Here is a 25,457-nt window from a genome sequence, read left to right on the forward strand (position 1 = left end):
CGCTATGCCTCGCTGCAAGTGGGCCGGTGGTCGATCACGCGCCCGGGCATCATGCCCGGAACGCGTGGGACTCACACCGAACCCGTCTTCCTTCTTATTGGCTCGCGAGCTGCGCCTGCGTGTAGAAGCCATCCGTCACGACGAGGTTGACATTGGCCTTCGTCAGCTTGGTCGGCTGCAGCAGCACTGTGTCGACCTTCTTCTTGCCGTTGTCGTATTGCGCATTGAACGCCGGCTTGTCGCCCTTCGCCAGCGCCACCGACAGCTTCGCGGCTTCGCCCGCGATCAGCTTGAGCGGCTTGTAGACCGTCATGGTCTGCGTGCCGGCCACCACGCGCTTGATGGCGGCGAGGTCGGCATCCTGGCCGGAGATCGGTACCTTGCCCGCGAGGTTCTGCGCGGCCAGCGCCTGGATCGCGCCGCCGGCGGTGCCGTCATTCGACGCGACCACTGCGTCGATCTTGTTGTTGTTCGCCGTCAGCGCGTCCTCCATGATGCGCAGCGCCGTCGAGGCGCTCCACTCCGGCACCCACTGCTGGCCGACCACCTTGATGTCGCCCTTGTCGATGGCGGGCTTGAGCACCTTGAGCTGGCCTTCGCGCAGCATCTTCGCGTTGTTGTCGGTCGGCGCACCGCCGAGCAGGAAGTAGTTGCCCTTCGGCCGCACGTCATAGACGCCCTGGGCCTGCATCTCGCCGACCTTCTCGTTGTCGAACGAGATGTAGGCATCGATATCGGCATCGAGAATCAGGCGGTCGTACGACACCACCTTGATGCCCGCTTTGCGCGCTTCGGCGACCACGTTGCCGAGCGTCTTCGAATTGAACGGCACGATCACGATCACATCGACGCCGCGCGAGATCAGGTTTTCGATCTGCGAAATTTGCCGGGCCTCGCTGGCGTCAGCCGATTGCACCGAGACTTTCGCACCGAGCTTTTCCGCTGCGGCGACGAAATAATCGCGATCGCGCGACCAGCGTTCGACGCGCAGATCGTCGATACAGAAGCCGATTTCCGGATGATCCTTGCTGGCATGCGCGAGCGGCGCGGCGAGCGACAGGCTGGCGAGCACCGCTCCACACACGAGCGAACTCAGTACATTACGACGCGTTTTGAATTGCATGACTGTCTCCTATGTCGACCGAGGTGAGTGCTTCAGCACTTACTCCGGTGCCATGAAAAATGGTTCGTTGTATTACCCGGAATACCGGATTCGTCGGCTTGCGCTGCGAGCGACAAGACCGGATAAGCGACAACCCAAAGCTTCCTGTTGCACGCGGTCGACGTGGCCGCGCGATTTTTATGAAACGTCTCTGCTTCGATGGCTCACACTTTGATACTTTTTCAGCGTCCGCTGTAAATCGCCTGATTCACGATGTTCTCCATGCGTTCCTGCTGACCGCTCGCATGTTGCGGATTGAGGTCTCGCGCCAGCGCCTCGGCGGCCAGCGTCGCCAGCGAATGATCGCCCGAGAGAATCTTGCGGCCGAACTCCGCGTCCCAGCCCACGTAGCCGGCGACGCTTGAACTGTTCGAGGCGCTCGTTTTCGATCAGTACGGCCGCGCGCTCGACGGCGAGCGCGAGGTTGTCGATCGCGCCGATGTGGCCGTGGAACAGATCTTCCGGATCGACGCTCTGGCGCCGCACTTTCGAATCGAAGTTCATGCCGCCGGTCGTGAAGCCGCCGTGCCGCAGGATCTCATAGAACGCGAGCGTCAGTTCTTCGACGCTATTCGGAAACTGGTCGGTATCCCAGCCGTTTTGCGGATCGCCGCGATTCGCGTCGACGCTGCCGAAGATACCGAGCGCATACGCCGTCGCGATCTCGTGATGAAACGAGTGGCCCGCGAGCGTCGCGTGATTGGCCTCGATGTTCACGCGAATGTCTTTCTCCAAACCGTATTGCAGCAGGAAGCCGTGCACGGTCGCGACGTCGTAGTCGTATTGATGCTTGGTCGGCTCCTGCGGCTTCGGCTCGATCAGCAGCGAGCCCTTGAAGCCGATCTTCTGAGCATGATCGACCACCATGCGCAGGAAGCGCGCGAGCTGTTCGCGCTCCCGCACGAGGTCGGTGTTGAGCAGTGTGTCGTAGCCCTCGCGGCCGCCCCACAGCACGTAGTTTTCTCCACCGAGCCGTTGCGTCGCATCGAGCGCGTGGCGCACCTGGGTCGCGGCAAACGCGAAGATCTCCGGATGGGGACTCGTCGCCGCGCCCGCCGCGTAACGTGGATGCGAGAACAGATTGGCCGTGCCCCACAGCAGTTTGATGCCGCTGTCCTGCTGCTTGCGCGCCAGATAGTCGGTGACGCGCAGGAAGTTCTCGCTGTATTCCTTCAGGCTCGCGCCTTCGGGCGCAACGTCGGTATCGTGAAACGTGTAGTACGGCGTGCCCAGCTTCGTGAAGAACTCGAACGCGGCATCGGCTTTTTGCAGCGCGCGCTCCATCGCGTCGCCGGGTTGCTGCCACGGACGCCTGAAGGTGCCCTGCCCGAAAATGTCGACGCCCGGCCAGACGAAGGTATGCCAGTAGCACACCGCGATACGCAGATGTTCTTCGAGCGTCTTGCCGAGTACCCGTTTGCTTTTGTCGTAATGGCGGTACGCGAGCGGATTATCCGATTGCGGGCCTTCATAGCGGATCTCAGGGATGTGTTCGAAGTAAGACATCGGCGTCTCCAGTTTTATGTTGCACCGCAACCCTTGCCGCCGCGATGCCGGTCGACCAGGGTGACGCCATGCTGCCGCGTGCGCGAGGCATCGGCAATTGCGAAATTGCGCAGCTCGCTTGATGTTTCTTACCGTCCGCACGTTTGTTTCGCACCGGCGCGCGATTCGCAGCCTAGAATAACCGGACGCTTAAAAACGGCGCGGCCTTGATTGCAAACTGAAGTGCACATTAAAACGCCCGCCAAACTGGAGACAAAGGCACGCCGGATTCAGCGATCCGCCGCGCCGCTCACCGCCATGCCACGTCCGCCAACACCACAGACGACCCATCGGATCGCGCTGCTGTTCAACGCGAACAAGGTCTACGACCGCGAGATCATCACCGGTATCGGCAATTACCTGCTGTCGACGCGGGTCGCATGGGATCTTTTCCTCGAAGAAGATTTTCGCTGCCGGCTGACGGGCATCGAGCGTTTCGACGGCGACGGCATCATCGCCGATTTCGACGACCCCGCTGTTGGCGAAGCGCTGCGTGATTGTGCGTTGCCGGTGGTCGCCGTCGGTTCGTCGTTCGAAGATCCGGCGCACTACCCTCCGGATTTACCCTATATCGCGACCGACAACAGCAAGCTGGTGTCGCTCGCCTATACGCATCTGATCGGCTCGGGCCTTGAACACTTCGCGTTGTACAGCCTGCCGCAAGCGCAGGAGAACCGCTGGGCGCAACAGCGTGAACTCGCGTTCGCGCATTTGCGTCAGGCCGACGGACGCAGCGCCGCGCAGATCGACAGCGAGGTCTATCGCGGCCTGTCGACCAGCGCGCCTTCATGGAACCAGGCCACCGAGCAACTCACCGCGTGGCTTCGGCAATTGCCGAAGCCGGTCGGCATCATCGCCGTGACCGATGCGCGTGCGCGGCATCTGCTGCAAGCGTGTCTGATCGCCGGCATTCCGGTGCCGGAGGAAGTGGCGATCATCGGCATCGACAACGATCCGCTCACGCGCACGTTGACGCGTATTCCGCTTTCGTCGGTGATTCAGGGCACCGAAGAAATGGGCCGCACCGCCGCGCACCTTTTGCATCAGATGCTGCACGGCGCGCGTTTTCCGGGGCGGCGCATTCTCGTGCCGCCGGTCGGCATCAACGTGCTCGAGTCGACGCGGCATCAACCGCTCGCGAGTCCGTATGTGATGCGCGCGCGGCACTTCATTCGCCAGTACGCGTGCCAGGGCATTCGCACCGAACAGGTGGCCGACTATGTAGGCGTGTCGCGTTCATCGCTCGAAGAGTACTTCCGGCGCGAACGCAAGTGCACCGTGCATCAGGAAATCTTGCGCCATAAGCTCGACGTCGCGAAGGCGCTGCTCGTCAAACGCGATGCGTCGAGCGCGGAAGTGGCGATTCGTTGCGGCTTTACTTCGCTGCAATACATGTATGCGGTATTTCGTCGTGAGCTCGGCTGCACGCCGCGCGAATACCAGGAGCGCGCGAATTCGACGGCCGCGCCCGGCTGAACATGCCTTTTCCCTTTTCTTCCACCGACGACATGATCAGCATCGCACAACTTTCTTCCGAGCCGTGGGGCGCACTGCATGGCGGCGATCGGGTACGGCTCTATACGCTGCGCAACGCGCACGGTATGAAAGTCGCCATCAGCGACCTCGGCGCGACGCTGGTCTCGTGGCACGCGCCGGATCGCGCCGGACGCCTCGGCGATATCCTGCTCGGCCACGACACGCCCGCCGAATACGTGGCGGCCACCACTTACATGGGCGGTCTGATTGGCCGCTGGGCGAACCGCATCGCCGATGCGCGCTTCACGCTCGACGGTATCGAGTACACGCTCGATCGCAACGAAGGCGCGAACCTGCTGCATGGCGGCAGCGTGGGTTTTCATCGCACGCTGTGGGACGTGAGCGAAGACAATGGCGCGTTGCTGATGCGGCTGGAGTCGCCCGAAGGCGATGCCGGTTTTCCGGGCAACGTCACCACGCAAGTGCGCTATTCGCTCGACGACGACGGCACGTTGACCATCGAGTACGAGGCGATCACCGACGCGGCGACGCCCCTCAATCTCACGAGTCATCCGTACTTCAATCTGACCGGGCGGCCGGGAACGGACATTCGCGGTCATGTGTTGTCGATCGATGCCGAGCAGTTCTTCGAAGTCGACACCGCGATGATTCCGTGCAATCTCGCCGAGGTCGCGGGCAACGCGTTCGACTTCAGGCAAAGTGCACCGATCGGCGCGCGTCTGGACTGGCCCCACTCGCAACTGGCGAAGGCCGGCGGCTTCGATCACTGCTACATGCTGCGCGATGCGTCCGGCGCGGATGAGAGCGAGGGCGCGTCGCCGCTGCGTCAGGTGGCCTGCGCGTACGACCCCGGCAGCGGACGCGAATTGACGGTGTCGACCGATCAGCGCGGCTTACAGTTCTATACCGGCAACTTTCTGAATGGCGACTCAGGACGCGGCGGTGTCAGGTATCAACGGTATGCGGGCCTATGCCTCGAAGCAGGCGGCTTTCCGAATCAGGTCAATATGGCGGGGCAGGACGACGTGATCGTGCGACCCGGCGACACGTACCGTCAAGTGACCGCGTATCGGGTCGATGTTCGCAAAGGGGTTTGACGAGTTTTCGCGCCTCTTACGCGGGACATTACATCGCGCCGACTTACTGAATGCTGCAATACTGAATTAACGTCCTGGTGGTTTCCCTTGGAGCGCTTGCTTCCTAGACTCCGTCAATGGTGCCGAAGATCGCGGTGCCCTATAGACAATCCCGGAGGGAAGCATCATGAAATCGCTAGTCAAGGCAGTGGCGTTAGTGGTCGTTCTTGCTGCGCCGGTGGCATCGTTCGCGCAGTCCGAGCAGCCGCTCACGCGTGCGGAGGTCCAGGCGCAGTTGAAGCAGATCGAGCAGGCGGGATACCAGCCGGGCAAATCCACCGACTCCAGTTATCCCGCCGACATTCAGGCGGCCGAAGCGCGCGTCGCCGCGCAGAATGCGACGGCTCAGGCCGATACGACCGGCTATGGGCCGACAGCGACGGGGTCGTCGCAAGCGGGTGGGAATGCGGGTGGTGCGAGTCCGGCGCAGTGATTCGCGCATCGGTTTTGCGGTTGGTGTGAAGCGGGTCGTGCTGGTTGGGGCATGACTCGCTTTTGTTTTTCCCTGCTTGCCATTGCGTCGGGATGAAGTGCAGACGCACCGTCCCCGGCTATCGCTCTCCAAGTACCCCCGCCACGAAATCGCCTCACTCCTGCGTTAAATCCATCGTCTATCCCGCTTCTTCAATAAGCTCTGCCGCGCATGCCCGGCAAGATTCCTTGCCGGCGCGTGGCGCTTCATCACGTCGAAAGGAAGTGAGAGAATGCGCGTGAACATGAGCGCAAGTCAGCTAGCGCGCGGCCCCTGTCCCGAGCACGGATTCAACCCAGGTACGCACCCAGTGCCCACATCCAACGCCCCTCGCATCGCTCCCAAAGACCTCAACGAGCTGATGACACTGCTCGAAATCCAGGTCCTCGGCCTGTCCGAATGCCTGGTCAGCCCGGGCTTCATTCTCGAACTCGACGGCAACGCGGCGCCGGGTATTCATTACATTCTTTCCGGCACCGGCAGACTGCATATCGAAGGCGCCGAGCCGGTCGAACTCACGCCGCACACGTTGTTGATCGTGCCGCCGCGTCATCCTCTGCGACTCGAGGTGCCCAGCCATCACGCGGGCATTGCGCCGACCACCGTCCTCGGACGCGAGCACAAGAAGGTGGTCGACTCCGTCAGCCGCTTTCGCGCGGGCAACGAGGAGCCGATGACCATGATGATCTGTGGGTACTTTCGCGCGACCTACGGCGCGTCGATCGATCTGTTCCAGACGCTGTCGACACCGATCGTCGAATGTTTCGATGCAGCGGACCGCCTCGACGTGTACCTGCGCTCGGCATTCGACGAATTGGCTGCACAGGAAGTCGGCGCGGGCGCGATGTCCGGCGCGTTGCTGAAGCAGGTCATCGTGGCCCTCGTGCGGCGCTCGTTGAAATCCAACGCGCTGTGGATGGAGCGCTTCGCGCTGCTCGGCGATCCGCAGATTGCGCGCGCCTTCGCCGAGATGGTGGCGCGCCCGGCCGCGCCGCATACGGTCGCAAGTCTCGCCGCGACTGCGTTCCTGAGCCGCTCCGCGTTCATGGCGCGCTTCTCCGACGCGCTCGGCGAGTCGCCGATGCAGGTGTTGCGCGACATTCGCATGCGGCAGGCGGCTGCGCAGTTGCGTACCGGCGACGTGACGCTCGACCAGGTGGCCCGCAACGCGGGCTATGCCAGCCGCGGCACCTTCGTGCGGGCGTTTCGCGACGTGTACGGCACGAGCCCCGCCGATTACCGTACCGACACCCCGGCCGCCTGACTAGCAAAGTCGGACGATCCGCACTCTCCGGCGGACCCTCTGCAAAGTTGCCCCGCCTATTCTTCCTGTACCGGATCAACCCGCAAGGAGGTGCAGGATGGCTTACGAGTTCAAGGTGATCGCGTCGCCGGTAGGCGAGCTCAAACTGGTCGCGTCGGATGGCAAGCTGGTCGCGGTTCTGTGGGAGAACGACCGGCCCAATCGTGTCAGACTCGGCGAGATGCGCGAGGCCGACGACAATCCCGTGCTCATGGAAGCAGCACGTCAACTGGACGAGTACTTTCGCGGTACGCGCACGCGCTTCGAACTCGATACGGAGTTCGTCGGCACGGCATTCCAGAAGAAAGTCTGGAATGCGTTGCTCACCATTCCCTTCGGAGAAACGCGCAGCTACCGCGATATCGCGACGCAAATCGGCAATAGCCGCGCCACTCGCGCGGTCGGCGCGGCGAACGGGCGCAATCCGCTTTCCATCGTCGCGCCCTGTCATCGCGTGATCGGTTCTTCCGGCGACCTCACTGGTTTTGCGGGCGGACTGCATAGAAAAGCCGCGCTCATGGAGATCGAAGGCAGCGCACGTCGTCGGCGCGGGGCATAGCCTCACCACAGTACTGCTTCTCTACACACGCCCACCGGCGCCTTGTATCGACCGCTTCAGGTCGACACAAGGCGCCGGTTTTTCTTTGGGCTTCCGAAACTCGCAGCCGGACTTTCCGGATCATTTGACGGACCCCGTGCAAAGGCTCCAGACCTAGACTTCATTGTCATGCAGCAGCGTCAACGCCGCATGCGAACAAGCCGAATTCATTCTCTCAATCGATCAGGAAGCCCACCATGTCACGCATCGTCCTACCCGCAATCGACCAGACGCCCGAAGCCTCGCGGCCGGTACTCGACGCCGTCACCCGGCAACTGAAGATGACGCCGAACCTGTTTCGTATCATGGCGCTAAGCCCGAACGCGTTGAACGGCTGGGCCGGCCTGCAAGGCGCGTTGATGAAGACGTTCGACGTGAAGATCCGCGACGGCATCGCGCTCGCGGTCTCGCAGGTCAACGGCTGCCAGTATTGTTTGTCCGCTCACACCTACGTCGCTGGCAATATGGCGAATATTGCGGACGACGAAATACGCCGCAACCGGCTCGGACACGCCGACAATCCGCGCACCGCGGCCGCCGTGGCGTTTGCCAGAACACTGATGCAAACGCGCGGCAAGGTGTCCGAAGACGATCTGCGGACAGTGCGCGCGGCAGGGTTCAGCGATGCGAACATCGTCGAGATCATCGCGTTGAGCGCACAGTACATGTTGACGAATTTCATCAACAATACGTTCGATACGGAAATAGACTTCCCCGTGGTCGATTCCGAAGTTGCCTGACCCACACGGGAGCTTCGACTCCCCTCATTCCAGGAGACACACCATGTCCCGCACCATCGCCGAGAAACGCGCCGCCTTCCGTGCCCTGCATACGTCCGGTTGTTTCGTGCTGCCCAATCCTTGGGATGCGGGTAGCGCCCGCTATCTGCAGACCCTCGGCTTCAAGGCGGTCGCCACCACGAGTTCCGGTTTAGCGTGGTCCACCGGGCACGCCGACAACACGTTGCCGCGCGCTGCGATCCTCGCGCACCTGCGCGAGATCGTCGAAGCGACCGACCTGCCGGTCAACGCGGACTTCGAGAACGGCTTCGGCCGCGATCCGGCGGGCGTCGCCGAAAGCGTCAAGCTGGCGGTCGAGACGGGCGTCGCGGGCCTGTCGATCGAAGACTCCACCGGCGATCCCGCCGCCCCGCTGTTCCCGATCGACGTCGCCGTTCAGCGACTCAGCGCGGCGCGCCGGGCGATCGACGAAACGGGTGGCGATACGTTGCTGATCGGCCGGGCGGAGAACTTCTTCGCCGGCAAGCCCGATCTCGACGATGCGATTGCGCGTCTGAAGGCCTACGCCGAAGCCGGCGCCGATTGCCTGTACGCGCCGGGCATTCAGACGCGCGAGCAGATCGAGGCGGTGGTCGCCGCCGTCGCGCCGAAGCCCGTCAACCTGCTGATCGGCTCGACGTCGAGTTTCACGCTGCAAGAGGTGGCCGCGCTCGGCGTGCGGCGCATCAGCGTCGGCGGTGCGTTGGCGCGCGCCGCGTGGGGCGGCTTCATGCATGCCGCGCAAGCGCTGGCCGATGGCCGCTTCGACGGCTTCGAAGGCGCGGCGCCCGGCTCGCAACTCAACGACCTTTTCAAGGACCGCGCATGACACCCGGCAATCGCACTGCGCTCATTTCTTCAGATGGGGATAAACATGGCTCGTGAAATCATTCGCGTCGAACCTTTGTCGACCTACCTCGATAACTGGAAAGCGCCCACTTCCGCGGTGACGCGCCACGGCGACACGGTGTACGTGTCGGGCTTTCCGCCGTTCGATCCTGCCACCGGCGAAGTGATCGACGCACCGATCGAGCGTCAGACCGAACTCGTTCTCGAGCAGATGAAGCTCTGTCTGGAGACGGCCGGTTCATCGCTGGAGCATGTGCTGAAGTGCAACGTCTACTGCACGTCGGTCGAGAAGTTCGCGGCCGTCAACGCTGTCTACAAACGCTACTTTCCGGTCGATCCACCAGCGCGGATTTTTGTGAACGTGCCCGCGTGGCCGGGTCATTTCGACATCGAGATCGATTGCGTGGCGGCCGTTAAATAGCAGCCCCGAGGACAGAGCAACGCACACGCATGCGCCGTGTGTGGCAAAGCCCCCAGGTTTCCGATGAGAAAAGCGCGTGGACATTCGCAATGCTCCACGCCTTCCCGGACCTTGCGCAGCCGAGGCCATGCGCGAGCCCGCCGCCGGCCGGTTAGAATGCGGCCGCCCCAGGCCATCTGCTCCCTTCAAATTTGCGCGCCGCGCCAAATGTTATTATCGGAAACACAACCCGCCATCGTAAAGCGCGTACTCGAAGAAGCAGCAACCCCATGGACACCCATCTCAGCAAACCCGCCGACCCGTCAACCACCGACCTCGGCCGGCGCGTGCGCGCCGCTCGTCAGGCGCAGGACCTGACGCTGGAGACCGCGAGCCGCCTGTGCGGCGTATCCCGCTCGACGCTCTCCAAAGTCGAAAACGGCCTGATGTCCCCCACTTTCGACGTGCTGCAAAAAATCGTCCTTGGCCTGAAGATCGAAATCGGCGAACTGTTCGGCTCGACGCCGAAGGTGAGCGCAAGCGGCCGCCGCGCGCTGACCCGCAAAAACGAAGGCCAGCGCCACGCGTATCGCGGCTATCAGATGGAGCTGCTCGCCACCGACCTCGCTCACAAAGCGATGCTGCCGTTTCGCATCCGCATCTCCGCGCACACACTCGACGCGTTCGACGACTGGGGCCGCCACGAAGGCGAAGAATTCCTGTACGTGATCAGCGGCAGCGTGTGCCTCTATTCGGAGCTGTACGCGCCGACGCATCTGAACGCCGGCGACAGCCTGTACTTCGACAGCCGCACCGGCCACGCCGCGGTCTCCACCAGCGAAGAAGACGCCGAAGTATTGTGGATGGCGACCAGCGCGGACATTCCGCAGACACCGGTCACGATCGAATCGACGAAGAAATAACGCGGGTGTGCGGGCGTCGCGTGGATGCGCGTTCACATGCGCGGCGCTTTCGGTGCGAGCCTATCGCGCCGCCAATGCCCGCTGCGCGAGTTGCGCGATATGCAACGCGTGACGCCCCGTTCCCTGTTCGATCTGCTCGCGGCAACTGAAACCGTTGGTCAGCACGATCGTCTCGTGATTCGCGGCGGTCGCTGCACGCACCGCAGGAAACAGCGTGTCCTCGCCGATCTTCTCTGACAACGCATGATGCTCCGCGTTGAAGCCGAACGATCCCGCCATCCCGCAGCATCCTGTGTCGAGCAGCTTCCACTTTACGCCGAGCTTGTTCAGCAGCGCGGTATCGCCTTGCATGCCGAACAGCGCCTTCTGATGACAGTGCCCGTGAACGATCACGTCGGCGGCCAGCGTTGGCCACTCGAACGGCTGACGCGCGACGAAATCGGAGAACAGAAAAGTTTGCGCCGATAGTTTTTTCGCCAACGCGTGACCGGGCAGTTGCCTCAGCAGTTCGTCCTTGAACACCGACAGACACCCCGGTTCGAGACCGACGAGCGGCACACCGGCCGCGATATCGTCGGCGAGGTCATCGAGAATGTGCGTGAGCAGTTCACGCGCGCGTTCGAGCAGACCGAAGTCGTACAGCGGGCGTCCGCAGCACAAACGGTTCTTCGGCAACACGACGTGCCAGCCTAGTTGCGTGAGCACATCGGCGGCGGCCTGCGCGATTTCGGGCGTGAAGTGATCGTTGAACGTATCTACCCACAGGATGACTTGCTTCGTCTCGCCGCGCGCCGCTTGCTCTGCTTGCGGCGAGCGCCGCGCAATCTGTCTGTAAGTGGACTCGGCGAACTTCGGCAATGCGCGTGCTTGCGCGACGCCCGCAATCCACTTGCCGAGCGCGCCGAGCCCAGGCGCCGTCGTCACGAAGTTCGTCAGGCGCGGCAGGCGCGCCGCCCACGGTGCCCATTCGCCGATCCGCCCCATGAACAGCGCCTGACGCGGCCGGCGATTTTTTTCGTAGTAATGCGAAAGAAATTCCGCTTTGTACGACGCCATGTCCGTATGCGTGGGGCAATCCGATTTGCAGCCCTTGCAAGCGAGGCACGTATCGAGCGCTTCTTTCACTTCGCGACTTTGCCAGCCGTCGGCGATCACGTCGCCTTGCAGCATTTCCCAGAACAGATGCGCACGGCCGCGCGTCGAATACTTCTCCTCGCGCGTCGCGCGATAACTCGGGCACATCGTGCCGCCGTCGAGCGAGCGGCACTTGCCCATGCCGATGCATCGCTCGATCTCGCGCCGGAAGCCGTCGCCTTCCGGGCTCGCGAACGCGAGCTTCGTTTGCAACATCACCGGCTTGTAGGCCGGTCCCATCCGCAGGTTCTCGTCGGCGCGATACGCATGCACCACCTTGCCGGGGTTCAAGCGGTTGGCCGGGTCCCAGATCGCCTTGAACTGCTCCATCGCCTGCATCAGTTCGGGGCCGTACATGATCGGCAGAAACTCGGCCTTGGCCTGGCCGTCGCCGTGTTCGCCCGACAACGAGCCGCCGAATTGGACCACCAGTTCCGCCGCCTCGCGCAGAAACTCGCGCCACGTCGACACGCCTTGCGCGCTGCGCAGATCGAAGGTGATGCGCGCGTGCACGCAGCCGTCGCCGAAATGGCCGTAGAGACTCGTCTCGTAGCCATAGCGATCCACCAGCGCCTGGAACGCGCGCAGATAGTCGCCGAGGCGCAGCGGATCGACCGCCGCATCTTCCCAGCCGACCACCGGATCCGGCGTATTCGAATCGATCGACAGTGCCACCGCCGACGCACCCGTCTCGCGGATCGACCACACCTTCGCCTGCAACGCGCGATCTTCCACCAGCAGCGCCGACACGTTCGGCCCCGCGTCACCCGACGCGAAATACGCGGCCGCCGCCTGCGCGTCGCGCAGCACCATGTCCTGCGTGTCCGCGCCGAATTCGAGCACCACCCACGCGTCGCCAGGCGGCAGCAATGCGATCTCGTCCTTCTTCAAGCCGCGCGCCTGCAGCCCGCGAATGATCGCGCGGTCGAGTCCTTCGATCGCGATCGGCCCGCAGCGCATGAAATGCGGCACGGCATCCGCCGCCGTGTAGATGTCGCTGAACCCGACCACGACGATCACGCGCTTCGCCGGACTCTTCACGAGCCGCACTTTCGCCTGCAACGTCACCGCGCACGTGCCCTCGGTGCCGACCAGCGCACGCGCAACGTTAAAGCCGTTTTCCGGCAGCAGTTGATCGAGATTGAAGCCCGACACGCGCCGTTTGATCTGCGGGAATTTCGCGCGAATCTGCTCGGCGTAGGTATCGCGCAAACGCTTGAGCGCGGCGTAGATTTCGCCCTGACGGCCACCGGCCGCGATGATGCGTTCGAGTTCGTCGTCGGAGGTGGGACCGACCCAGAAGCGCGCGCCGTCGAAGGTCGCGATTTCCAGCGCCTCGACGTTCTCGACGGTCTTGCCGGCCATTACCGAATGCGCGCCGCACGAGTTGTTGGCGATCATGCCGCCGAGCGTGCAGCGGCTGTGCGTCGCCGGATCGGGCGCGAACGTGAGGCCGTGCTGTTCGGCGGCATCGCGCAACGTATCGCACACCACGCCCGGTTCGACGATCGCCACGCGCGCGACAGGATCGACCGACACGACGCGGTTCACGTACTTGCTCGCGTCGGCCACGACCGCGACGTTCACGCATTGGCCGTTCTGCGAAGTGCCGCCGCCGCGTGCGAGAAACGGCACGTCGTTGCGGCGGCACGCGGCGAGCGTGGCGAGCAGATCGTCGACATCCGCGGGCACGACGACGGCGAGCGGAATCTGCCGGTAGTTCGACGCGTCCGACGCATACAATGCTTTGGATCCCTGATCAAACCGCACTTCGCCGCGCACGTGCCGGCGCAGGTCGCTTTCGAGCGCCTGCATCACAGCGGCGGTGCCCGTGAAAGCTCTGGCGACGCGCCGCTCGCTCGACAATTGCGGCCCGTGCGCGTCCAACGCCTTCACGCGCTGCTCTTCATCCAATGACGTTCCCACTGCGCCCCTCGTTTCCGATGCTGCAAGCCCTCAACGCGTCCGCACACGCTGCGTTTGCGTTCAGGCTGCCTGGCTCGCGGTCATCTTGAAGATACCCTGTGCATTGCCCGCGTCGAAACGCAGGTCCGTTTCCCAGCGTCGCGCGTCCTGATCGAAACTGCGTTTGCGCGTGATGAACTCGTAGAACGAGCCCGGGACCTCGCGCGTCACGACGCTGCCGTCAGCCGTGCGGAATTCGCGCCGCACGACGTCCGCGCGATACGCGGTCTGAAACACGCGGCCCGAACGCGAACGCTCGACTTCCGGTTTCATCGGACGACCTTTGGCCTTTTCGTCGTCGGACAGCTTGAACACGTCTTCGACGCGATCGGTCGCGTGATTGAACGCGTTGCCTTCGGTGGCGATCCACGCCATTTCCGCCGACTCCTTCAACAATACTTCGTAATCGGCTTCGCATGGTGTCTCGTGTTGGCGCGCGAAGGCGCCGACGATCACCGGCAGCAACTCATGCGCCGCTTCGAGCGGGAGCACGCCATCGCGTTCGAGCTCCCACAACTGGCCTGCAGCACGCGGCGTCAGCGGATCGCGTGATGCGCCGATCACGTTCGTCACCGCCTGTTGAAATGCTGCCGAGAACCGCTCCGGATGCAGTTCGCTGACGAAGAACTGCGCGATCTCATCGGGCGCGTCGTCATGCGCCCACGCGCGGCCGGTCATGCCGAGACGGTCGAGCGGATAGCGGCCGTTGATGCTGAAGCCGAGCGGCCGCAGAATGCGCGCGAACGCCGCTTCGCCTGGCGGCAGCGCGCCGCTGTGCGGCCAGCGCACCGTGCGCAACGCGCCGTGATCGAAGTACACGCTGCCGCCGCCCGCAATCGTCTCCTCGGTGTACTGGCGGCCGTTTGCCGAACGCGCGAGCAGGTCCTCGAAGAGCGCCATGTTCATCGCCTGCGCGAGTTCCGCACGGGTGACGCTGCCGTTTTCCCACTCGTCGAGAATGCGCGGATGGTTCAGCGTCGCGAAGAGCCGCGCGGTCTTGCCGGCGCCTAGCAGTTTCAGCAGCAGTTGTTCGACATTCGCATTCTTGATCTTTTGCATAGCGGTTCTCCACGTAGCGCTTCGCGCGCTCGCCAGTGCGCTCCGACGGACCGAGCGGCCCCGGCGCAAAAAAGGCGGCACGGCATCCTGAAGGCGAGATTATTCAAATCCGCAGCACCGCCGTAAAGCGAGATAAAATCGCCACTTAATGCGTTTTCGGAATCAACGTGCGAAAGTTCAAGATCCCCAACATGGGCGCGCTGCTCGCCTTCGAAGCCGCCGCCCGGCACGAAAGCTTCACGCATGCGGCGCGCGAGCTGTTTCTGACCGAGAGCGCGGTGTCGCGGCAGATCAATACGCTGGAGAGCAATCTCGGCGTGCGGCTGTTCGTGCGCGTCAAACAGCGCGTGGTGCTGACGAAAGCGGGCAAGGTGTATAGCGCGCAAGTGCGGCGCTCGCTGGAACAACTTGATCGCGACACGCTGTCGATCATCGCGCATGGCAGCGGCGGCGGTTACCTGGAACTCGCGGTGCTACCGACGTTCGCGTCGCAATGGCTGATTCCGCGCCTCGCCGCGTTCAACGAACAGTACCCGGATGTGCGGGTGAACATGGGCGTGCGCACCGGCACGTTCCCGTTCGCGGACACCCATTTCGAAGCGGCGATTCACTATGGCAAGCCGACCTGGCCAGGTACGTCGGCGGATTTTCTGTTCTGCGAGGAAGTGGTGCCGGTGTGCGCGGCAAGCCTGCTGAAGCGGCCCGTGCGCGAGGCCGCCGATCTGCTGGATTATCCGCTGCTGCATTCCACCACGCGGCCGGACGGCTGGGCAACCTGGTTCGCGAGCCTGGACGTCGACGACAACCGCACGATGCAGGGCGTGCGTTACGAACTCCACACGATGTTGATCAGCGCCGCCGCGGCCGGTCTCGGCATTGCGCTGGTGCCGCGCTTTTTCGTCGATACACAGCTCGAACAGTTGGGCCTCGTGATTCCGCTCGACACGCCCGCCGTCGCGGACTCCGCGTACTACCTCGTCTATCCGACCGAACTCAGTCACGGCAAGCCGCTCGCGAGTTTCCGCGAATGGCTGTTACAGGAAGCCGCGGCCTACAGCGCGATTTATCCCGAGTTGGCGGGCAAGCCGGATACCGTTTGAGCGGGCATTCGCGCAAGCGCGCCGCCGGTTATTGAGCGCCGGCCTGGCGTGCCTGCGCGAGCGCGCTCAGATTGCCTTCGCCGAAACCGTGGTGCCCTTGGCGCTGCACGATCTCGAAGAAGATCTCGCCGGTGCGGCGGCGCACGAAGGTCTGGAAAAACAGCAGCGGCACGCCGTCGGCGCCGATCTCACCATCCACGAGCACGCGCGTGCGCTTGAGCCGCTCGACATCGAGCCCATGACCCGGCAGACGTACGTCGAGTTGATCGTAATAGCGCGGCGGCGGCTCGACGAATTCGACGCCGTTCGCGAGCAGCCGCTCGACGCACGCGAAGATATCGTCGGTGGCAAGCGCGATGTGCTGCACGCCTTCGCCCGGATGGTCCGGCAAATATTCGTGCATCAGATTGGTTCGGCGCGTGCCCTCTTCATACAGCGGCACGCGGATCGCGCCGCACGGCGACACCATCACGCGCGATTCCGCCGACACGTGCCAGTTCGCGTGCAACTCGTGAATCTCGCGGAAGTTGAGCAGGTCGCGATAGAAGTCGAGCCACTCCTGCATCCGTCCTTCGCCGACCGTCTGCGTCAGATGGTCGACCGCGACGAGGCCGATGCCCGTATGGCTCAGATCGGCGTGCGCCGTGTCGATCTCGACGGGCCGGAAGTCGATGTCGAAGATCGAGATGTCGCCGAGGCCGCCGCGCTGGCCGCCGCGTCCGCGCCAACGATCGACGAAGTAGATGTGCGAATCGCCGATGCCCTGGATCGCCGGAATCAGCAATTCGCCCGCGCCGATCTTCTCGCCTTCAAACGCCCATGCGCCGAGTTCGATCGCGCGATCGAACGCGCGCTGCGCGTCGGCCACGCGAATGCCGATTGCACAAATGCCCGCGCCGTACTCTTCAGCGTAGCGCGCGGCGAATGAATCGGGCTCGGCGTTGATCAGGAATTGCATCTCGCCTTGCCGATACAGCGTGACGTCCTTGCTGATATGACGCGCGATCGCCTTGAAGCCGAGTTTGGTGAAGGTATCGCCGAGCGCTTGCGGGTCGCGCGCGGCGAACTCCACGAATTCGAGGCCGGCGGTGCCGAGCGGATTGTGCTCAGGCGCCGACACGGCGCGCAGCGCGGCGTCTGGAGTGGGCAAGTCGCTGGGCATGGCAATCTCCTTGTACAGTCTTTCGACGCGGTGTCCGGTGTTTCAGATGTTCCGTGCAAACCGCCGACGACTCGCGGACGGCGCCGGCTGCGTGGTGTACCGCAGCAAACGCGGCCCCTTGACGGCTTTTGCACCGTGTTTGTACACCGGGTGGCAGGGCGTTCGCAACCTTCATTTTGTACTGGATGGTTCATAGGCGGCAGGCGGCGCGGATCGGCGCGCTGTTTGCTGCGAGCCGCACCGCGCGAGCGTCGGGGCAACTGCCGTCACCGCCCGTACCAGCTCGCACTGCCCACGCCCGCGGATGGCCCGTCTCAAGTCTTCGACACTCTGCTGCGGCGCCGCTTCGGCGCAACCTTAGCCTTATCCGCCGTCGCTGCCATTCGTTGCTGCGCGACCTCGCGCACCGCCTCGATAAATGCCCGCCCCACCGGCGACGGTTGCGTGTCCGAGCGCCGGATCAAGCCGACCGGCTCGCCGGTGCCCGCGAATGGCAGCGGCAAACGCACCAGCATGCCATGCGCCAGCTCGTATTCCACCGCGCTCAGCGGCACGAACCAGACGGCGCCGTTCTCAAGCGCCAACGCGCGCCCCGTCGACACCGACAACACCTCGACGAACGCCGACAGCGGCTGCACGCCCCACGCGCTCAACAGACTGTCCGCCGATTGCCGGATCAGCGTGCCGAACGGCGGCAGCACCACCGGATAATCCTCAAGCGACATTGCCGGCAAACCCGGACCCAGCGCCAGCGGATGCCCCGCCCGCACCACCGCGACCAGCGGCTCGGTGAACAGTTGCTCGAAACTGAGGCCGACCATCCGCTCGGGATCGGCGAGACGTCCGATCGCAAATTCGATCGTGCCCGCTTTCAGCCGCTCGAGCAATTCGGGGTTCGCACCGGTCGCAAGACGCACGATCACGCGCGGCCAGAGCGCCGCGAACCCCTTCAGCACCGGCGGGATCAGCGCCGCGGCGACCGTAGGCAGAATGCCTATTTCCAGCGTGGCCGCCGCCGCGCCTTCCGCACGCGCCAGCAGGTCGACGCCCTGGCGCAGCGCGCTGACGCACGCGCTCGCATGCGGCATGAAGAGCTGGCCCTCGCGGGTCGGCACCGCCCCGTGGCGGCCGCGCTCGAACAGCTTCACGCCGAGAATCGCTTCGAGTTCGGCGACTGTTTTGGAGACGGCGGGCTGGGTGATTGACAGGCTGTCGGCGGCTCGCTGGACGCTGCCGAACTGGGCGACGGCCAGGAAACACTGGAGATGACGGAATTTGACGCGGCTGTCCGCGAGGCTGCGTTGCATAACGGAAGGTTATACGAAAAGGGCGAAAACGTCATTTTGCATAACCGCTTCGGTTAGATAAAGTCGCTTCATAACGTCGCACCCCACAATTCCTCGAAGGAGACACTGATGGAAGATTCCCTTCTTACCCCGCGGGACTTCGCGTCCCACCCGTCGTACGTCTATCCCGGTTACGGTTCCTCGGTCAAACGCGGCCCGACGCGTCCGCTGATCCCGCTGAAGGAAAAACTGCGCGACCAGCGCGTGCCGGTCTACGGTACGGAAGACCTCGGCGCGCTCGATCACGATCTGACGCGCAACGCGGCGCGCAACGGCGAGCCGCTCGGCGAGCGCATCGTCGTGACAGGCCGGGTGCTCGACGAAGGCGGCCGTCCGGTGCGCAATACGCTGGTCGAAATTTGGCAGGCCAACGCCGCCGGCCGCTATGTGCACAAGGCCGACCAGCACGACGCGCCGCTCGACCCGAACTTCCTCGGCGCAGGTCGCTGCATCACCGACAACGAAGGCCGCTACCGTTTCCTGACGATCAAGCCGGGCGCGTATCCGTGGGGCAATCACCCGAACGCCTGGCGTCCGCAGCACATCCACTTCTCGCTGTTCGGCGACCACTTCGGCTCGCGTCTCGTTACGCAGATGTACTTCCCCGGCGACCCACTGCTTGCCTTCGACCCGATTTACCAAGGCACGCCGGAGCATGCACGCGAACGCATGATCTCGAGCTTCTCGCTCGACACGACGCAAGAGGCCTATGCACTCGGCTACGATTTCGACATCGTGCTGCGCGGCCCCAACGAAACCCCGATGGAGCGCTAAGCCATGACCACTCTGAAGCAAACGCCTTCGCAAACCGTTGGACCTTACTTCGCCTACGGTCTGTGCCCGCAGCAATACGACTTCGACTACAAGAGCCTGTTCACGCACGTTCTGGCCGACCGCGAAGCGGCCGGCGAGCACATCACGATCGTCGGTCAGGTGTTCGACGGCGACGGCAAGGTGGTCGGCGATGCCATGGTCGAGATGTCGCAAGTGGACTCGAATGGCCGCTATCCGGAGTCGCGCGAGGAAATCCTCAAGACCGGCTTTCACGGCTTTGCGCGCGTCGGCACCGGCACGGACCCGCACAAGCGCTTTATCGTGGAAACGGTCAAGCCGGGGCGCGCGAGCCCAGATGAAGCGCCGCACGTGAACGTGATCCTGACGATGCGCGGCATGCTGCTGCACACCTTCACGCGCATCTATTTCGAAGACGAAGCGCAGGCGAATGACAGCGATGCCGTGCTGGCAACCGTGCCGGCCGATCGCCGTGGCACGCTGATCGCGCGTCGCGAGCCGAATAGCGCGAACGTGTACCGCTTCGACATCCACGTTCAGGGCGACAAGGAAACGGTGTTTTTCGACCTGTGATGCTGGATGCGAAGCAAGCTGTGGAAGCCGGCTGTGAAGCGCATGTTTAACACTTTCATATAGCTTTCACATACACTGCGCATGATCCGTCTAGCGACTGGATCGCGAAACTCCAGGTAGTTGAGCCCGCCTCGCGCGGGCTTTTTTTTGCTTATTTCGTGGCCGCTGAAGAGCGGTTCACTTCAGCGAGCAGTGCAGCCAGCGGCTGATTCTGGCCACGTCGGCCATGTGATCGTGCGGACCGGGCGCGCCCAGCACGATGGTATCGACAGGCCGGCCGTGCACCATCATCCGCACGACGACGCAATGTCCCGCCTCGTTGATGAAACCCGTCTTCTGCAGAACGATCGAGCGGTCGCCGCCTCTCACCAGCGCATTCGAGTTGTGATAACTCAGTTGGGCCCGGCCGTCGCCAGGGAAAACGATTTGTGCGCGATCCGTTGAATAAGCGCGAATCAGCGGATAGCGGCTGGCTGCCTCGACGAGCCGCGACAAGTCCCGCGCAGTCGACACGTTCTGCGGCGACAAACCCGTGCCGTTGACGAACGACGTATGCGACATGCCGAGCGCGCGCGCCTTCGCGTTCATCGCAGCGACAAAACCTGGCCGGCCACCGGTGTAGTCGCGGCTGAGCGCGGCGGCCGCCCGGTTCTCCGACGACATCAGCGCAATGTGCAGCATGTCGTCGCGCGACAGTCGCGAGCCGACGCTCAAACGCGAGCCGGTGAACTTGTCGAAATCCTGATCCTGCACCGTGACGTCAAGCGGCTTGTTTAGTGCGTGCTTTGCATCGAGCGATACGACCGCGGTCATCAGTTTGGATACCGAAGCAATTGGCATCACCTGGTCGGCCTGCTTTTCGGTGAGTACCGTGTGCGTGCGTTCATCGACGACATACACGGCCCTCGCACGAAGCAGTGCGCGTGATCTGGGCGTATAGCCACAGCGAGCCAACAGACGCGGCCCGGCGTGCGCGGACGCGCGCAACGCCGGCGAGTGTCCGGCGTTGCGCTGCGTCGCCAACATGGGGGAACGCTTCGCGTCTCGTGGCACTCTCGCTTTCGTATTGTCTTTCGCGTTGCGTGCAGCCTGCCTGCGATGTCTGGATGAGAGCTTGCTGAAATGCATGGGCCGCTCGACGCACGCCATGTGCTTGCGTTTGCGTGCGACGCGGCGCCGGGCTTTGCCGGTGGCCGGCTTTTTCGCTATGGACGTGTGCGGCGCGGACGGCGTAACTCGTCGGTTCACGCGGGCGGCCGAATACCTTGCGGGCTCATGGGCCGCGCCGAACGACCAGCCGATATTCAGCCACAGCAGGCCGAACACCACGGCATAGCGCAGACACGCAAGAAAAGGATAAGCAGGGAGTGCAGATGAAAATGTTCGACGACCGTACGGCATGCAGCTTCCAGTTCTGTGCCGCGTGAGTCCGAATGGAAAGGTCACGGAAGCGGCAACGACCCGCCGATGTTAAGGCAGATCGCACATGCTATCAACGGCCAAGGCACACACTGTCCACTGGATAGACGGCACGCGCGCATCAAAAAGCGGTTAGCAGCGGAAGTGATCGATGTTCTGTCCGGCGTAAATCGCGCGTGCGCGCCAGTCCGGTTTGTCGCCGTGACCGTCCCATGTACGGCGATAGGCATCGCTATACTTCACCGGCAGAACTGCGTTCGCGTCGGCTTCGAGCGAGTCGGCGAGCGCTTCCATCGCAATGCTGTATTCGTCTATGCACCGGCGTATCCGGGCGATCAGGCGTTGTTCTTCTCGCTCTTTCATAACGTACCGATGTCGCTGCTAACCATGCTCGCGTTAAACAGATACACACTCCGCGAAACAACGCGAGCCAATGCGTGATTCAGATGAACAGAGTGCAATTCGAATCCACGACAATTGTCCCGATGCGTGAAAGCCACATCGGGAAGTCATGCCTTTAAATCCTGGATGAAAGAGAATTTTTCGGTGAACGGTTCGAATTGCGCCCGTGTGTCGCTCCAGTGTTGTGAAGGAAGGAGCGTCAGCGTATTGAAGCCGATTCCAGCATCCGATTTATCTGGCTTGCCGCGACGAAGGACTTATACGCGTACCGCGCATTTCTTTTCCTAGTCTTGTATCGAGCTGTCTGCCGAGGCCGAAATACAAGCTCGCCAGAGACCAACCAACGCGTGTCGTGCTATGTTTCACCGATTAATACCGCGCACAGGAGACCCGACCATGCCCGCCTCAACCGCCATCCTCACGATTTTGGCCGCGCTGCTGCTCGGCGCCATGAGCCCGGGGCCGAGCTTCGTCATCGTCGCTCGCAATGCGATCGGGCTGTCGCGCAGCGACGGTCTCGCGACGGCGCTCGGCATGGGTATCGGCGGCGTGTTTTTCAGCGGCATTGCGTTGCTCGGCCTCTACACGTTGCTGGCCACTGTCGAATGGCTCTATGTCGGCCTGAAGGTCGCCGGTGGCGTCTATCTGATCTACCTCGCGTCGAAAATCTGGCGCGGCGCGGCTAAACCGCTCGCGTTCGACGCGGCGCAAGCCGCCTCCACCAATCCGCGGAAATCTTTCTGGATCGGCCTGAGCACGCAACTCAGCAATCCGAAAACGGCCGTCTACTACGGCAGTATTTTCGCGGCGCTGCTGCCGCAGCATCCGCCTCTGTGGTGCTACTTCGCGCTGCCGCCCGCGATCTTCGCGATCGAGGCCGGCTGGTACACGATCGTCGCGCTGTGCTTTTCCAGCAAGCGACCGCGCGAAGTCTATTTGCAGTGGAAGGCCTGGATCGATCGTGTCGCCGCGAGTGCCGTGGCCGCGCTCGGACTGCGCCTGATTCTGAACGCACATAAGGTCGGCATCTGACGAGGCCTTCGTCGCGCTGCTACGCTAATGGCTCGAACCGTCATGCCGCCTCGATCGACGCGGCATGACGGGGACGCAGCAGGACCTTGCCGCCAGCCGCCCCTCGCTAGCAATTTCCCTCTTCCACCAAAACAGTTACAAGTTATGTGTTGACGCCGATATGCCTCGGCGGTTAATGTGGCACCCGAAGTTCAAGAAGTTCGATTGCTGTTCATCAATGTCTCGCTCCTCAGCGGTATTCGTTGTCCTCTCCCTCCTTGACGCTTCACGCGCTCTTCACCAGAGCAAATTTTTTTATTTTTTCCCAAGGATTCGTTATGGATACCGGTATCGTTAAGTGGTTCAACGACAGCAAAGGCTTTGGCTTCATCACCCCGGACAAGGGCGGCGACGACCTGTTCGCGCACTTCTCGGAAATTCGCAGCGACGGCTTCAAGACGCTGGCTGAAAATCAGAAGGTGAGCTTCGAAACGAAGCAAGGCCCGAAGGGTCTGCAAGCGGCTAACATCACGCCGCTGTAAGTTTGAAGGGCTCGGTGTCCGGCAACGGACATCGGGCTGCAGCGACACCCTCGCGGAGCATTTGTCTCCCACAGTTGGCGCGATCGCTTTTTTAGCTGCGTTTATCAAGCGGCTTGCCTAAGCGCCAAACGCCTCGTTGCCCCTCATTCTCCCCTCCGGCTTCAACGCCCTTTTTTCGCTTCTCCGACTGCGTCAGAATTCGGCCCGCAATGGCTTCGAATCGGCTCGTCCGCGCAACTCGTCTTTCGGGTTCGTACGGCCGGCGCGCACTCGAACATTATTAAAATATAAAATGCAAAACCAACATATTCATCATTACAACGGCTATGCCGTCCAACCCTCGGCGCATCGTTTGCCCGACGGTAGCTTTTCATCCAACCTGTTGCTCGAACGTGCCGACAGCGCGCGTACCGAAGGGCGCTACCAGTTCTATTCGCTCGACTATTTCACGAACGAAGAACAGGCTTTGCAGCACTCGGCACGCTGGGCACATCATTGGGTCGACACGCGCGGCTGACCGCGCGATCGCGCTATTCGCCGGTCTCCGCCTTGACCCGCGCGCGCAATTCGAACTTCTGGATTTTCCCCGTCGATGTTTTCGGCAACTCGCCGAAGCGCACTGCTTTCGGCAGCTTGTAGCTGGCGAGAAACAACCGGCAGTGCGCGATGATCTCCTCCTCGGTCACCTGAGCGCCCTCCTTGAGCTCGACGAAGGCGCACGGCACCTCTCCCCACTTCGGATCGGCCATCGCCACCACGGCGGCAACCGATACCGCCGGGTGGCGGTACAGCGTGTCCTCGACCTCGATGCTCGAGATATTCTCCCCGCCTGAAATGATGATGTCCTTGCTGCGATCGCGAATGCGGATATAGCCGTCGGGCATCCGCACCCCGAGATCGCCGGTATGGAACCAGCCGCCGCGGAACGTCGCTTCGGTCGCGCGCTCGTTCTTCAGATAGCCCTTCATGCAGATATTGCCGCGAAACATGATCTCGCCGATCGTTTCACCGTCGCCGGGCACCGGTTCGAGCGTGTCCGGATCGAGCACGGTCACCGCCGCCTGCAAGTGATAGCGCACGCCTTGGCGCGCGTTCAGTTCGGCGCGGGCGCTATCGTCGAGCGTCTCCCACGCGTCCTGCTTCGCACAGACCGCGGCCGGCCCGTAGGTTTCGGTCAGCCCGTACACGTGCGTCAGGTCGAAGCCGATCTCCTTCATCTTCGCGATCACCGCCGGCGCGGGCGCCGCGCCCGCCACCATTGTCGACACGCGATGCGTGATGCCCTCGCGCCATTCGGCTGGCGCGTTGGCGAGCGCACTCTGCACGATCGGCGCGCCGCAATAATGGGTGATGCCCTCGTGGCGAATCAGCTCGAACACCGTCTTCGCGTCGAATTTGCGCAGGCAGACGTTGACGCCCGCGCGCGCGGCGACGGTCCACGGGAAGCACCAGCCGTTGCAGTGGAACATAGGCAGCGTCCACAGATAGACCGCGTGCTTCGGCATGTCCCATTCGAGGATATTGCTAAGCGCGTTCAGGTACGCGCCACGGTGATGGTAGACCACGCCCTTCGGATCGCCGGTCGTGCCCGACGTGTAGTTCAGCGCGATGGCGTCCCATTCGTCGGCGGGCTGGGTCCACGCGAAAGCCGGGTCGCCGGATTGCAGGAACGCTTCGTAGTCCGTCGCGCGGGTGAATTGCGCGGCGTCGGCGGGCATCGCATCGGCGACGCTGATCACGCGCAATGCCGGGAATTCCAGCGTAGCGCGGCGCGCGAGTTCGCCGTACTCGGTGTCGACGATCAGCGCCTTGGCCTCGCCATGCCGCAGCATGAACAGCAGCGACGACACGTCGAGCCGCGTATTGAGCGTGTTGAGCACGGCGCCGGCCATCGGCACGCCAAAGTGCGCCTCCACCATCGGCGGAATGTTGGGCAGCAAGGCGGCGACCGTATCGCCGCGTTCGATACCGGCCTGCCGTAGCGCGCTGGCGAGTCGCCGCGCGCGCTCGTAGGTCTCGCGCCAACTGCGGCGAATCTCCCCATGGACGACCGCCGGCCGGTCCCCGTAGACTTCCGCTGCGCGCACGATGAAATCGATGGGCGTCAGCGGGACATAATTGGCCTCGCGCTGCTCAAGACCTTCTTCGAACATGTGCTTCATTGCATCGTCTCCTGAGGCGCGGGTGGCGCCGCTAATTCTTCTGATTGGTAAGCTAGCCTAGCAAGTGCCATGGTGAACTGTCTGTCATTCAAATGACAGAGTAGTCCGGCTGTGGCTTTCCCGAAC

The 25,457-nt window shown here is 63.0% G+C and carries 23 protein-coding genes and 1 pseudogene; 15 read left to right on the plus strand and 9 right to left on the minus strand.

The window, feature by feature from the left end:
• Positions 1 to 94: 94 nt before the first annotated feature.
• The gene (gene xylF, locus BGI01S_RS25060) at positions 95 to 1,123 is read right to left on the minus strand and encodes a D-xylose ABC transporter substrate-binding protein (protein ID WP_042328860.1); all 1,029 of its coding nucleotides are present in this window, start codon (positions 1,121 to 1,123) and stop codon (positions 95 to 97) included.
• Positions 1,124 to 1,344: 221 nt separating this feature from the next.
• Positions 1,345 to 2,668, minus strand: a pseudogene (gene xylA, locus BGI01S_RS25065) (xylose isomerase).
• 297 nt (positions 2,669 to 2,965) lie between these two features.
• Between xylA and BGI01S_RS25070 the strand changes: the two are divergent.
• The 9 genes from BGI01S_RS25070 to BGI01S_RS25110 all read left to right on the plus strand — a co-directional run bounded on the left by BGI01S_RS25070 (position 2,966) and on the right by BGI01S_RS25110 (position 10,664).
• Positions 2,966 to 4,183, plus strand: coding sequence for a XylR family transcriptional regulator (locus BGI01S_RS25070; RefSeq protein ID WP_042328861.1), 1,218 nt, complete (start codon positions 2,966 to 2,968; stop codon positions 4,181 to 4,183).
• A 32-nt stretch (positions 4,184 to 4,215) separates the two neighbouring features.
• Positions 4,216 to 5,301 carry an aldose epimerase family protein gene (locus BGI01S_RS25075; protein ID WP_042329031.1) on the plus strand — a complete coding sequence of 362 codons (1,086 nt, stop codon included), beginning with the start codon at positions 4,216 to 4,218 and terminating at the stop codon, positions 5,299 to 5,301.
• 166 nt (positions 5,302 to 5,467) lie between these two features.
• Positions 5,468 to 5,773, plus strand: coding sequence for a DUF4148 domain-containing protein (locus tag BGI01S_RS25080; RefSeq protein ID WP_042328863.1), 306 nt, complete (start codon positions 5,468 to 5,470; stop codon positions 5,771 to 5,773).
• 400 nt (positions 5,774 to 6,173) lie between these two features.
• A complete protein-coding gene (locus BGI01S_RS25085; protein ID WP_042328865.1) occupies positions 6,174 to 7,076 on the plus strand; it encodes an AraC family transcriptional regulator in 903 nt (300 codons plus the stop codon).
• 97 nt (positions 7,077 to 7,173) lie between these two features.
• On the plus strand, positions 7,174 to 7,674 hold the full coding sequence (locus BGI01S_RS25090; RefSeq protein ID WP_042328868.1) for a methylated-DNA--[protein]-cysteine S-methyltransferase: 501 nt from the start codon (positions 7,174 to 7,176) through the stop codon (positions 7,672 to 7,674).
• A 236-nt stretch (positions 7,675 to 7,910) separates the two neighbouring features.
• A complete protein-coding gene (locus tag BGI01S_RS25095; protein ID WP_042328870.1) occupies positions 7,911 to 8,453 on the plus strand; it encodes a carboxymuconolactone decarboxylase family protein in 543 nt (180 codons plus the stop codon).
• A 43-nt stretch (positions 8,454 to 8,496) separates the two neighbouring features.
• On the plus strand, positions 8,497 to 9,321 hold the full coding sequence (locus BGI01S_RS25100; protein WP_042328872.1) for an isocitrate lyase/PEP mutase family protein: 825 nt from the start codon (positions 8,497 to 8,499) through the stop codon (positions 9,319 to 9,321).
• Between the two features lie 45 nt (positions 9,322 to 9,366).
• Entirely contained in the window at positions 9,367 to 9,762 is a 396-nt protein-coding gene (locus BGI01S_RS25105; protein ID WP_042328874.1) for a RidA family protein, read from the plus strand.
• A 269-nt stretch (positions 9,763 to 10,031) separates the two neighbouring features.
• Positions 10,032 to 10,664, plus strand: coding sequence for a helix-turn-helix domain-containing protein (locus BGI01S_RS25110; RefSeq protein ID WP_042328876.1), 633 nt, complete (start codon positions 10,032 to 10,034; stop codon positions 10,662 to 10,664).
• Between the two features lie 60 nt (positions 10,665 to 10,724).
• On the opposite strand, the gene BGI01S_RS25115 is transcribed toward BGI01S_RS25110, so the two are convergent.
• Complete coding sequence (locus tag BGI01S_RS25115; protein WP_042328878.1) at positions 10,725 to 13,724, minus strand: FAD-binding and (Fe-S)-binding domain-containing protein; 3,000 nt, start codon at positions 13,722 to 13,724, stop codon at positions 10,725 to 10,727.
• A 60-nt stretch (positions 13,725 to 13,784) separates the two neighbouring features.
• Complete coding sequence (locus BGI01S_RS25120; RefSeq protein WP_042328880.1) at positions 13,785 to 14,822, minus strand: DUF1338 domain-containing protein; 1,038 nt, start codon at positions 14,820 to 14,822, stop codon at positions 13,785 to 13,787.
• Positions 14,823 to 14,989: 167 nt separating this feature from the next.
• Here BGI01S_RS25120 and BGI01S_RS25125 point away from each other — a divergent pair, with 167 nt between their 5' ends.
• Positions 14,990 to 15,922 carry a LysR substrate-binding domain-containing protein gene (locus BGI01S_RS25125; RefSeq protein WP_174447443.1) on the plus strand — a complete coding sequence of 311 codons (933 nt, stop codon included), beginning with the start codon at positions 14,990 to 14,992 and terminating at the stop codon, positions 15,920 to 15,922.
• A 28-nt stretch (positions 15,923 to 15,950) separates the two neighbouring features.
• Here BGI01S_RS25125 and BGI01S_RS25130 read toward each other — a convergent pair whose 3' ends face one another.
• Both BGI01S_RS25130 and pcaQ read right to left on the minus strand, forming a co-directional pair.
• Positions 15,951 to 17,084, minus strand: a complete 1,134-nt coding sequence (locus BGI01S_RS25130; protein ID WP_042328884.1) for a 4-hydroxyphenylpyruvate dioxygenase family protein — start codon at positions 17,082 to 17,084, stop codon at positions 15,951 to 15,953.
• A 314-nt stretch (positions 17,085 to 17,398) separates the two neighbouring features.
• Positions 17,399 to 18,391, minus strand: coding sequence for a pca operon transcription factor PcaQ (pcaQ, locus tag BGI01S_RS25135; RefSeq protein WP_042328886.1), 993 nt, complete (start codon positions 18,389 to 18,391; stop codon positions 17,399 to 17,401).
• Between the two features lie 108 nt (positions 18,392 to 18,499).
• On the opposite strand from pcaQ, the gene pcaH reads away from it, so the two are divergent.
• Positions 18,500 to 19,204 (plus strand): protocatechuate 3,4-dioxygenase subunit beta, encoded by a 705-nt coding sequence (gene pcaH / locus BGI01S_RS25140; RefSeq protein ID WP_042328888.1) that lies wholly within the window; start codon positions 18,500 to 18,502, stop codon positions 19,202 to 19,204.
• Positions 19,205 to 19,207: 3 nt separating this feature from the next.
• Positions 19,208 to 19,795: a protocatechuate 3,4-dioxygenase subunit alpha gene (pcaG, locus tag BGI01S_RS25145; protein ID WP_042328890.1), complete on the plus strand. Its 588-nt coding sequence runs from the start codon at positions 19,208 to 19,210 to the stop codon at positions 19,793 to 19,795.
• Positions 19,796 to 19,972: 177 nt separating this feature from the next.
• Here pcaG and BGI01S_RS25150 read toward each other — a convergent pair whose 3' ends face one another.
• The gene (locus BGI01S_RS25150; RefSeq protein ID WP_042328892.1) at positions 19,973 to 21,196 is read right to left on the minus strand and encodes a serine hydrolase; all 1,224 of its coding nucleotides are present in this window, start codon (positions 21,194 to 21,196) and stop codon (positions 19,973 to 19,975) included.
• A 150-nt stretch (positions 21,197 to 21,346) separates the two neighbouring features.
• Positions 21,347 to 21,508 carry a DNA-binding protein gene (locus BGI01S_RS25155; RefSeq protein WP_408638629.1) on the minus strand — a complete coding sequence of 54 codons (162 nt, stop codon included), beginning with the start codon at positions 21,506 to 21,508 and terminating at the stop codon, positions 21,347 to 21,349.
• A gap of 504 nt (positions 21,509 to 22,012) precedes the next feature.
• Between BGI01S_RS25155 and BGI01S_RS25160 the strand changes: the two genes are divergently transcribed.
• The 3 genes from BGI01S_RS25160 (at position 22,013) to BGI01S_RS25170 (ending at position 23,686) form a co-directional block, all read left to right on the plus strand.
• Positions 22,013 to 22,648 carry a LysE family translocator gene (locus tag BGI01S_RS25160; RefSeq protein ID WP_042328895.1) on the plus strand — a complete coding sequence of 212 codons (636 nt, stop codon included), beginning with the start codon at positions 22,013 to 22,015 and terminating at the stop codon, positions 22,646 to 22,648.
• Between the two features lie 317 nt (positions 22,649 to 22,965).
• Positions 22,966 to 23,169: a cold-shock protein gene (locus BGI01S_RS25165; RefSeq protein ID WP_042328897.1), complete on the plus strand. Its 204-nt coding sequence runs from the start codon at positions 22,966 to 22,968 to the stop codon at positions 23,167 to 23,169.
• A gap of 292 nt (positions 23,170 to 23,461) precedes the next feature.
• Positions 23,462 to 23,686, plus strand: a complete 225-nt coding sequence (locus BGI01S_RS25170) for a hypothetical protein (protein WP_042328899.1) — start codon at positions 23,462 to 23,464, stop codon at positions 23,684 to 23,686.
• A gap of 13 nt (positions 23,687 to 23,699) precedes the next feature.
• On the opposite strand, the gene BGI01S_RS25175 is transcribed toward BGI01S_RS25170, so the two are convergent.
• The gene (locus tag BGI01S_RS25175) at positions 23,700 to 25,331 is read right to left on the minus strand and encodes an acyl-CoA synthetase (RefSeq protein ID WP_042328901.1); all 1,632 of its coding nucleotides are present in this window, start codon (positions 25,329 to 25,331) and stop codon (positions 23,700 to 23,702) included.
• Between the last annotated feature and the right edge of the window lie 126 nt (positions 25,332 to 25,457).

The sequence above is a fragment of the Paraburkholderia ginsengisoli NBRC 100965 genome (assembly GCF_000739735.1).
GTDB classification, from domain to species: Bacteria; Pseudomonadota; Gammaproteobacteria; order Burkholderiales; family Burkholderiaceae; genus Paraburkholderia; species Paraburkholderia ginsengisoli.

Excerpts from the sequence above, each read along its gene's own strand:
- BGI01S_RS25160 (WP_042328895.1), top strand. The coding sequence starts at position 22,013 with ATGCCCGCCTCAACCGCCATCCTCACGATTTTGGCCGCGCTGCTGCTC.
- pcaG (WP_042328890.1), top strand. The coding sequence starts at position 19,208 with ATGACCACTCTGAAGCAAACGCCTTCGCAAACCGTTGGACCTTACTTC.
- BGI01S_RS25085 (WP_042328865.1), top strand. The coding sequence starts at position 6,174 with ATGACACTGCTCGAAATCCAGGTCCTCGGCCTGTCCGAATGCCTGGTC.
- BGI01S_RS25165 (WP_042328897.1), top strand. The coding sequence starts at position 22,966 with ATGGATACCGGTATCGTTAAGTGGTTCAACGACAGCAAAGGCTTTGGC.
- pcaH (WP_042328888.1), top strand. The coding sequence starts at position 18,500 with ATGGAAGATTCCCTTCTTACCCCGCGGGACTTCGCGTCCCACCCGTCG.
- BGI01S_RS25095 (WP_042328870.1), top strand. The coding sequence starts at position 7,911 with ATGTCACGCATCGTCCTACCCGCAATCGACCAGACGCCCGAAGCCTCG.
- BGI01S_RS25130 (WP_042328884.1), bottom strand. The coding sequence starts at position 17,084 with ATGCCCAGCGACTTGCCCACTCCAGACGCCGCGCTGCGCGCCGTGTCG.
- BGI01S_RS25175 (WP_042328901.1), bottom strand. The coding sequence starts at position 25,331 with ATGAAGCACATGTTCGAAGAAGGTCTTGAGCAGCGCGAGGCCAATTAT.
- pcaQ (WP_042328886.1), bottom strand. The coding sequence starts at position 18,391 with ATGCAACGCAGCCTCGCGGACAGCCGCGTCAAATTCCGTCATCTCCAG.
- BGI01S_RS25090 (WP_042328868.1), top strand. The coding sequence starts at position 7,174 with ATGGCTTACGAGTTCAAGGTGATCGCGTCGCCGGTAGGCGAGCTCAAA.
- BGI01S_RS25075 (WP_042329031.1), top strand. The coding sequence starts at position 4,216 with ATGATCAGCATCGCACAACTTTCTTCCGAGCCGTGGGGCGCACTGCAT.
- BGI01S_RS25080 (WP_042328863.1), top strand. The coding sequence starts at position 5,468 with ATGAAATCGCTAGTCAAGGCAGTGGCGTTAGTGGTCGTTCTTGCTGCG.
- BGI01S_RS25155 (WP_408638629.1), bottom strand. The coding sequence starts at position 21,508 with ATGGAAGCGCTCGCCGACTCGCTCGAAGCCGACGCGAACGCAGTTCTG.
- BGI01S_RS25120 (WP_042328880.1), bottom strand. The coding sequence starts at position 14,822 with ATGCAAAAGATCAAGAATGCGAATGTCGAACAACTGCTGCTGAAACTG.
- xylF (WP_042328860.1), bottom strand. The coding sequence starts at position 1,123 with ATGCAATTCAAAACGCGTCGTAATGTACTGAGTTCGCTCGTGTGTGGA.
- BGI01S_RS25150 (WP_042328892.1), bottom strand. The coding sequence starts at position 21,196 with ATGCCGTACGGTCGTCGAACATTTTCATCTGCACTCCCTGCTTATCCT.
- BGI01S_RS25105 (WP_042328874.1), top strand. The coding sequence starts at position 9,367 with ATGGCTCGTGAAATCATTCGCGTCGAACCTTTGTCGACCTACCTCGAT.
- BGI01S_RS25170 (WP_042328899.1), top strand. The coding sequence starts at position 23,462 with ATGCAAAACCAACATATTCATCATTACAACGGCTATGCCGTCCAACCC.
- BGI01S_RS25110 (WP_042328876.1), top strand. The coding sequence starts at position 10,032 with ATGGACACCCATCTCAGCAAACCCGCCGACCCGTCAACCACCGACCTC.
- BGI01S_RS25070 (WP_042328861.1), top strand. The coding sequence starts at position 2,966 with ATGCCACGTCCGCCAACACCACAGACGACCCATCGGATCGCGCTGCTG.
- BGI01S_RS25100 (WP_042328872.1), top strand. The coding sequence starts at position 8,497 with ATGTCCCGCACCATCGCCGAGAAACGCGCCGCCTTCCGTGCCCTGCAT.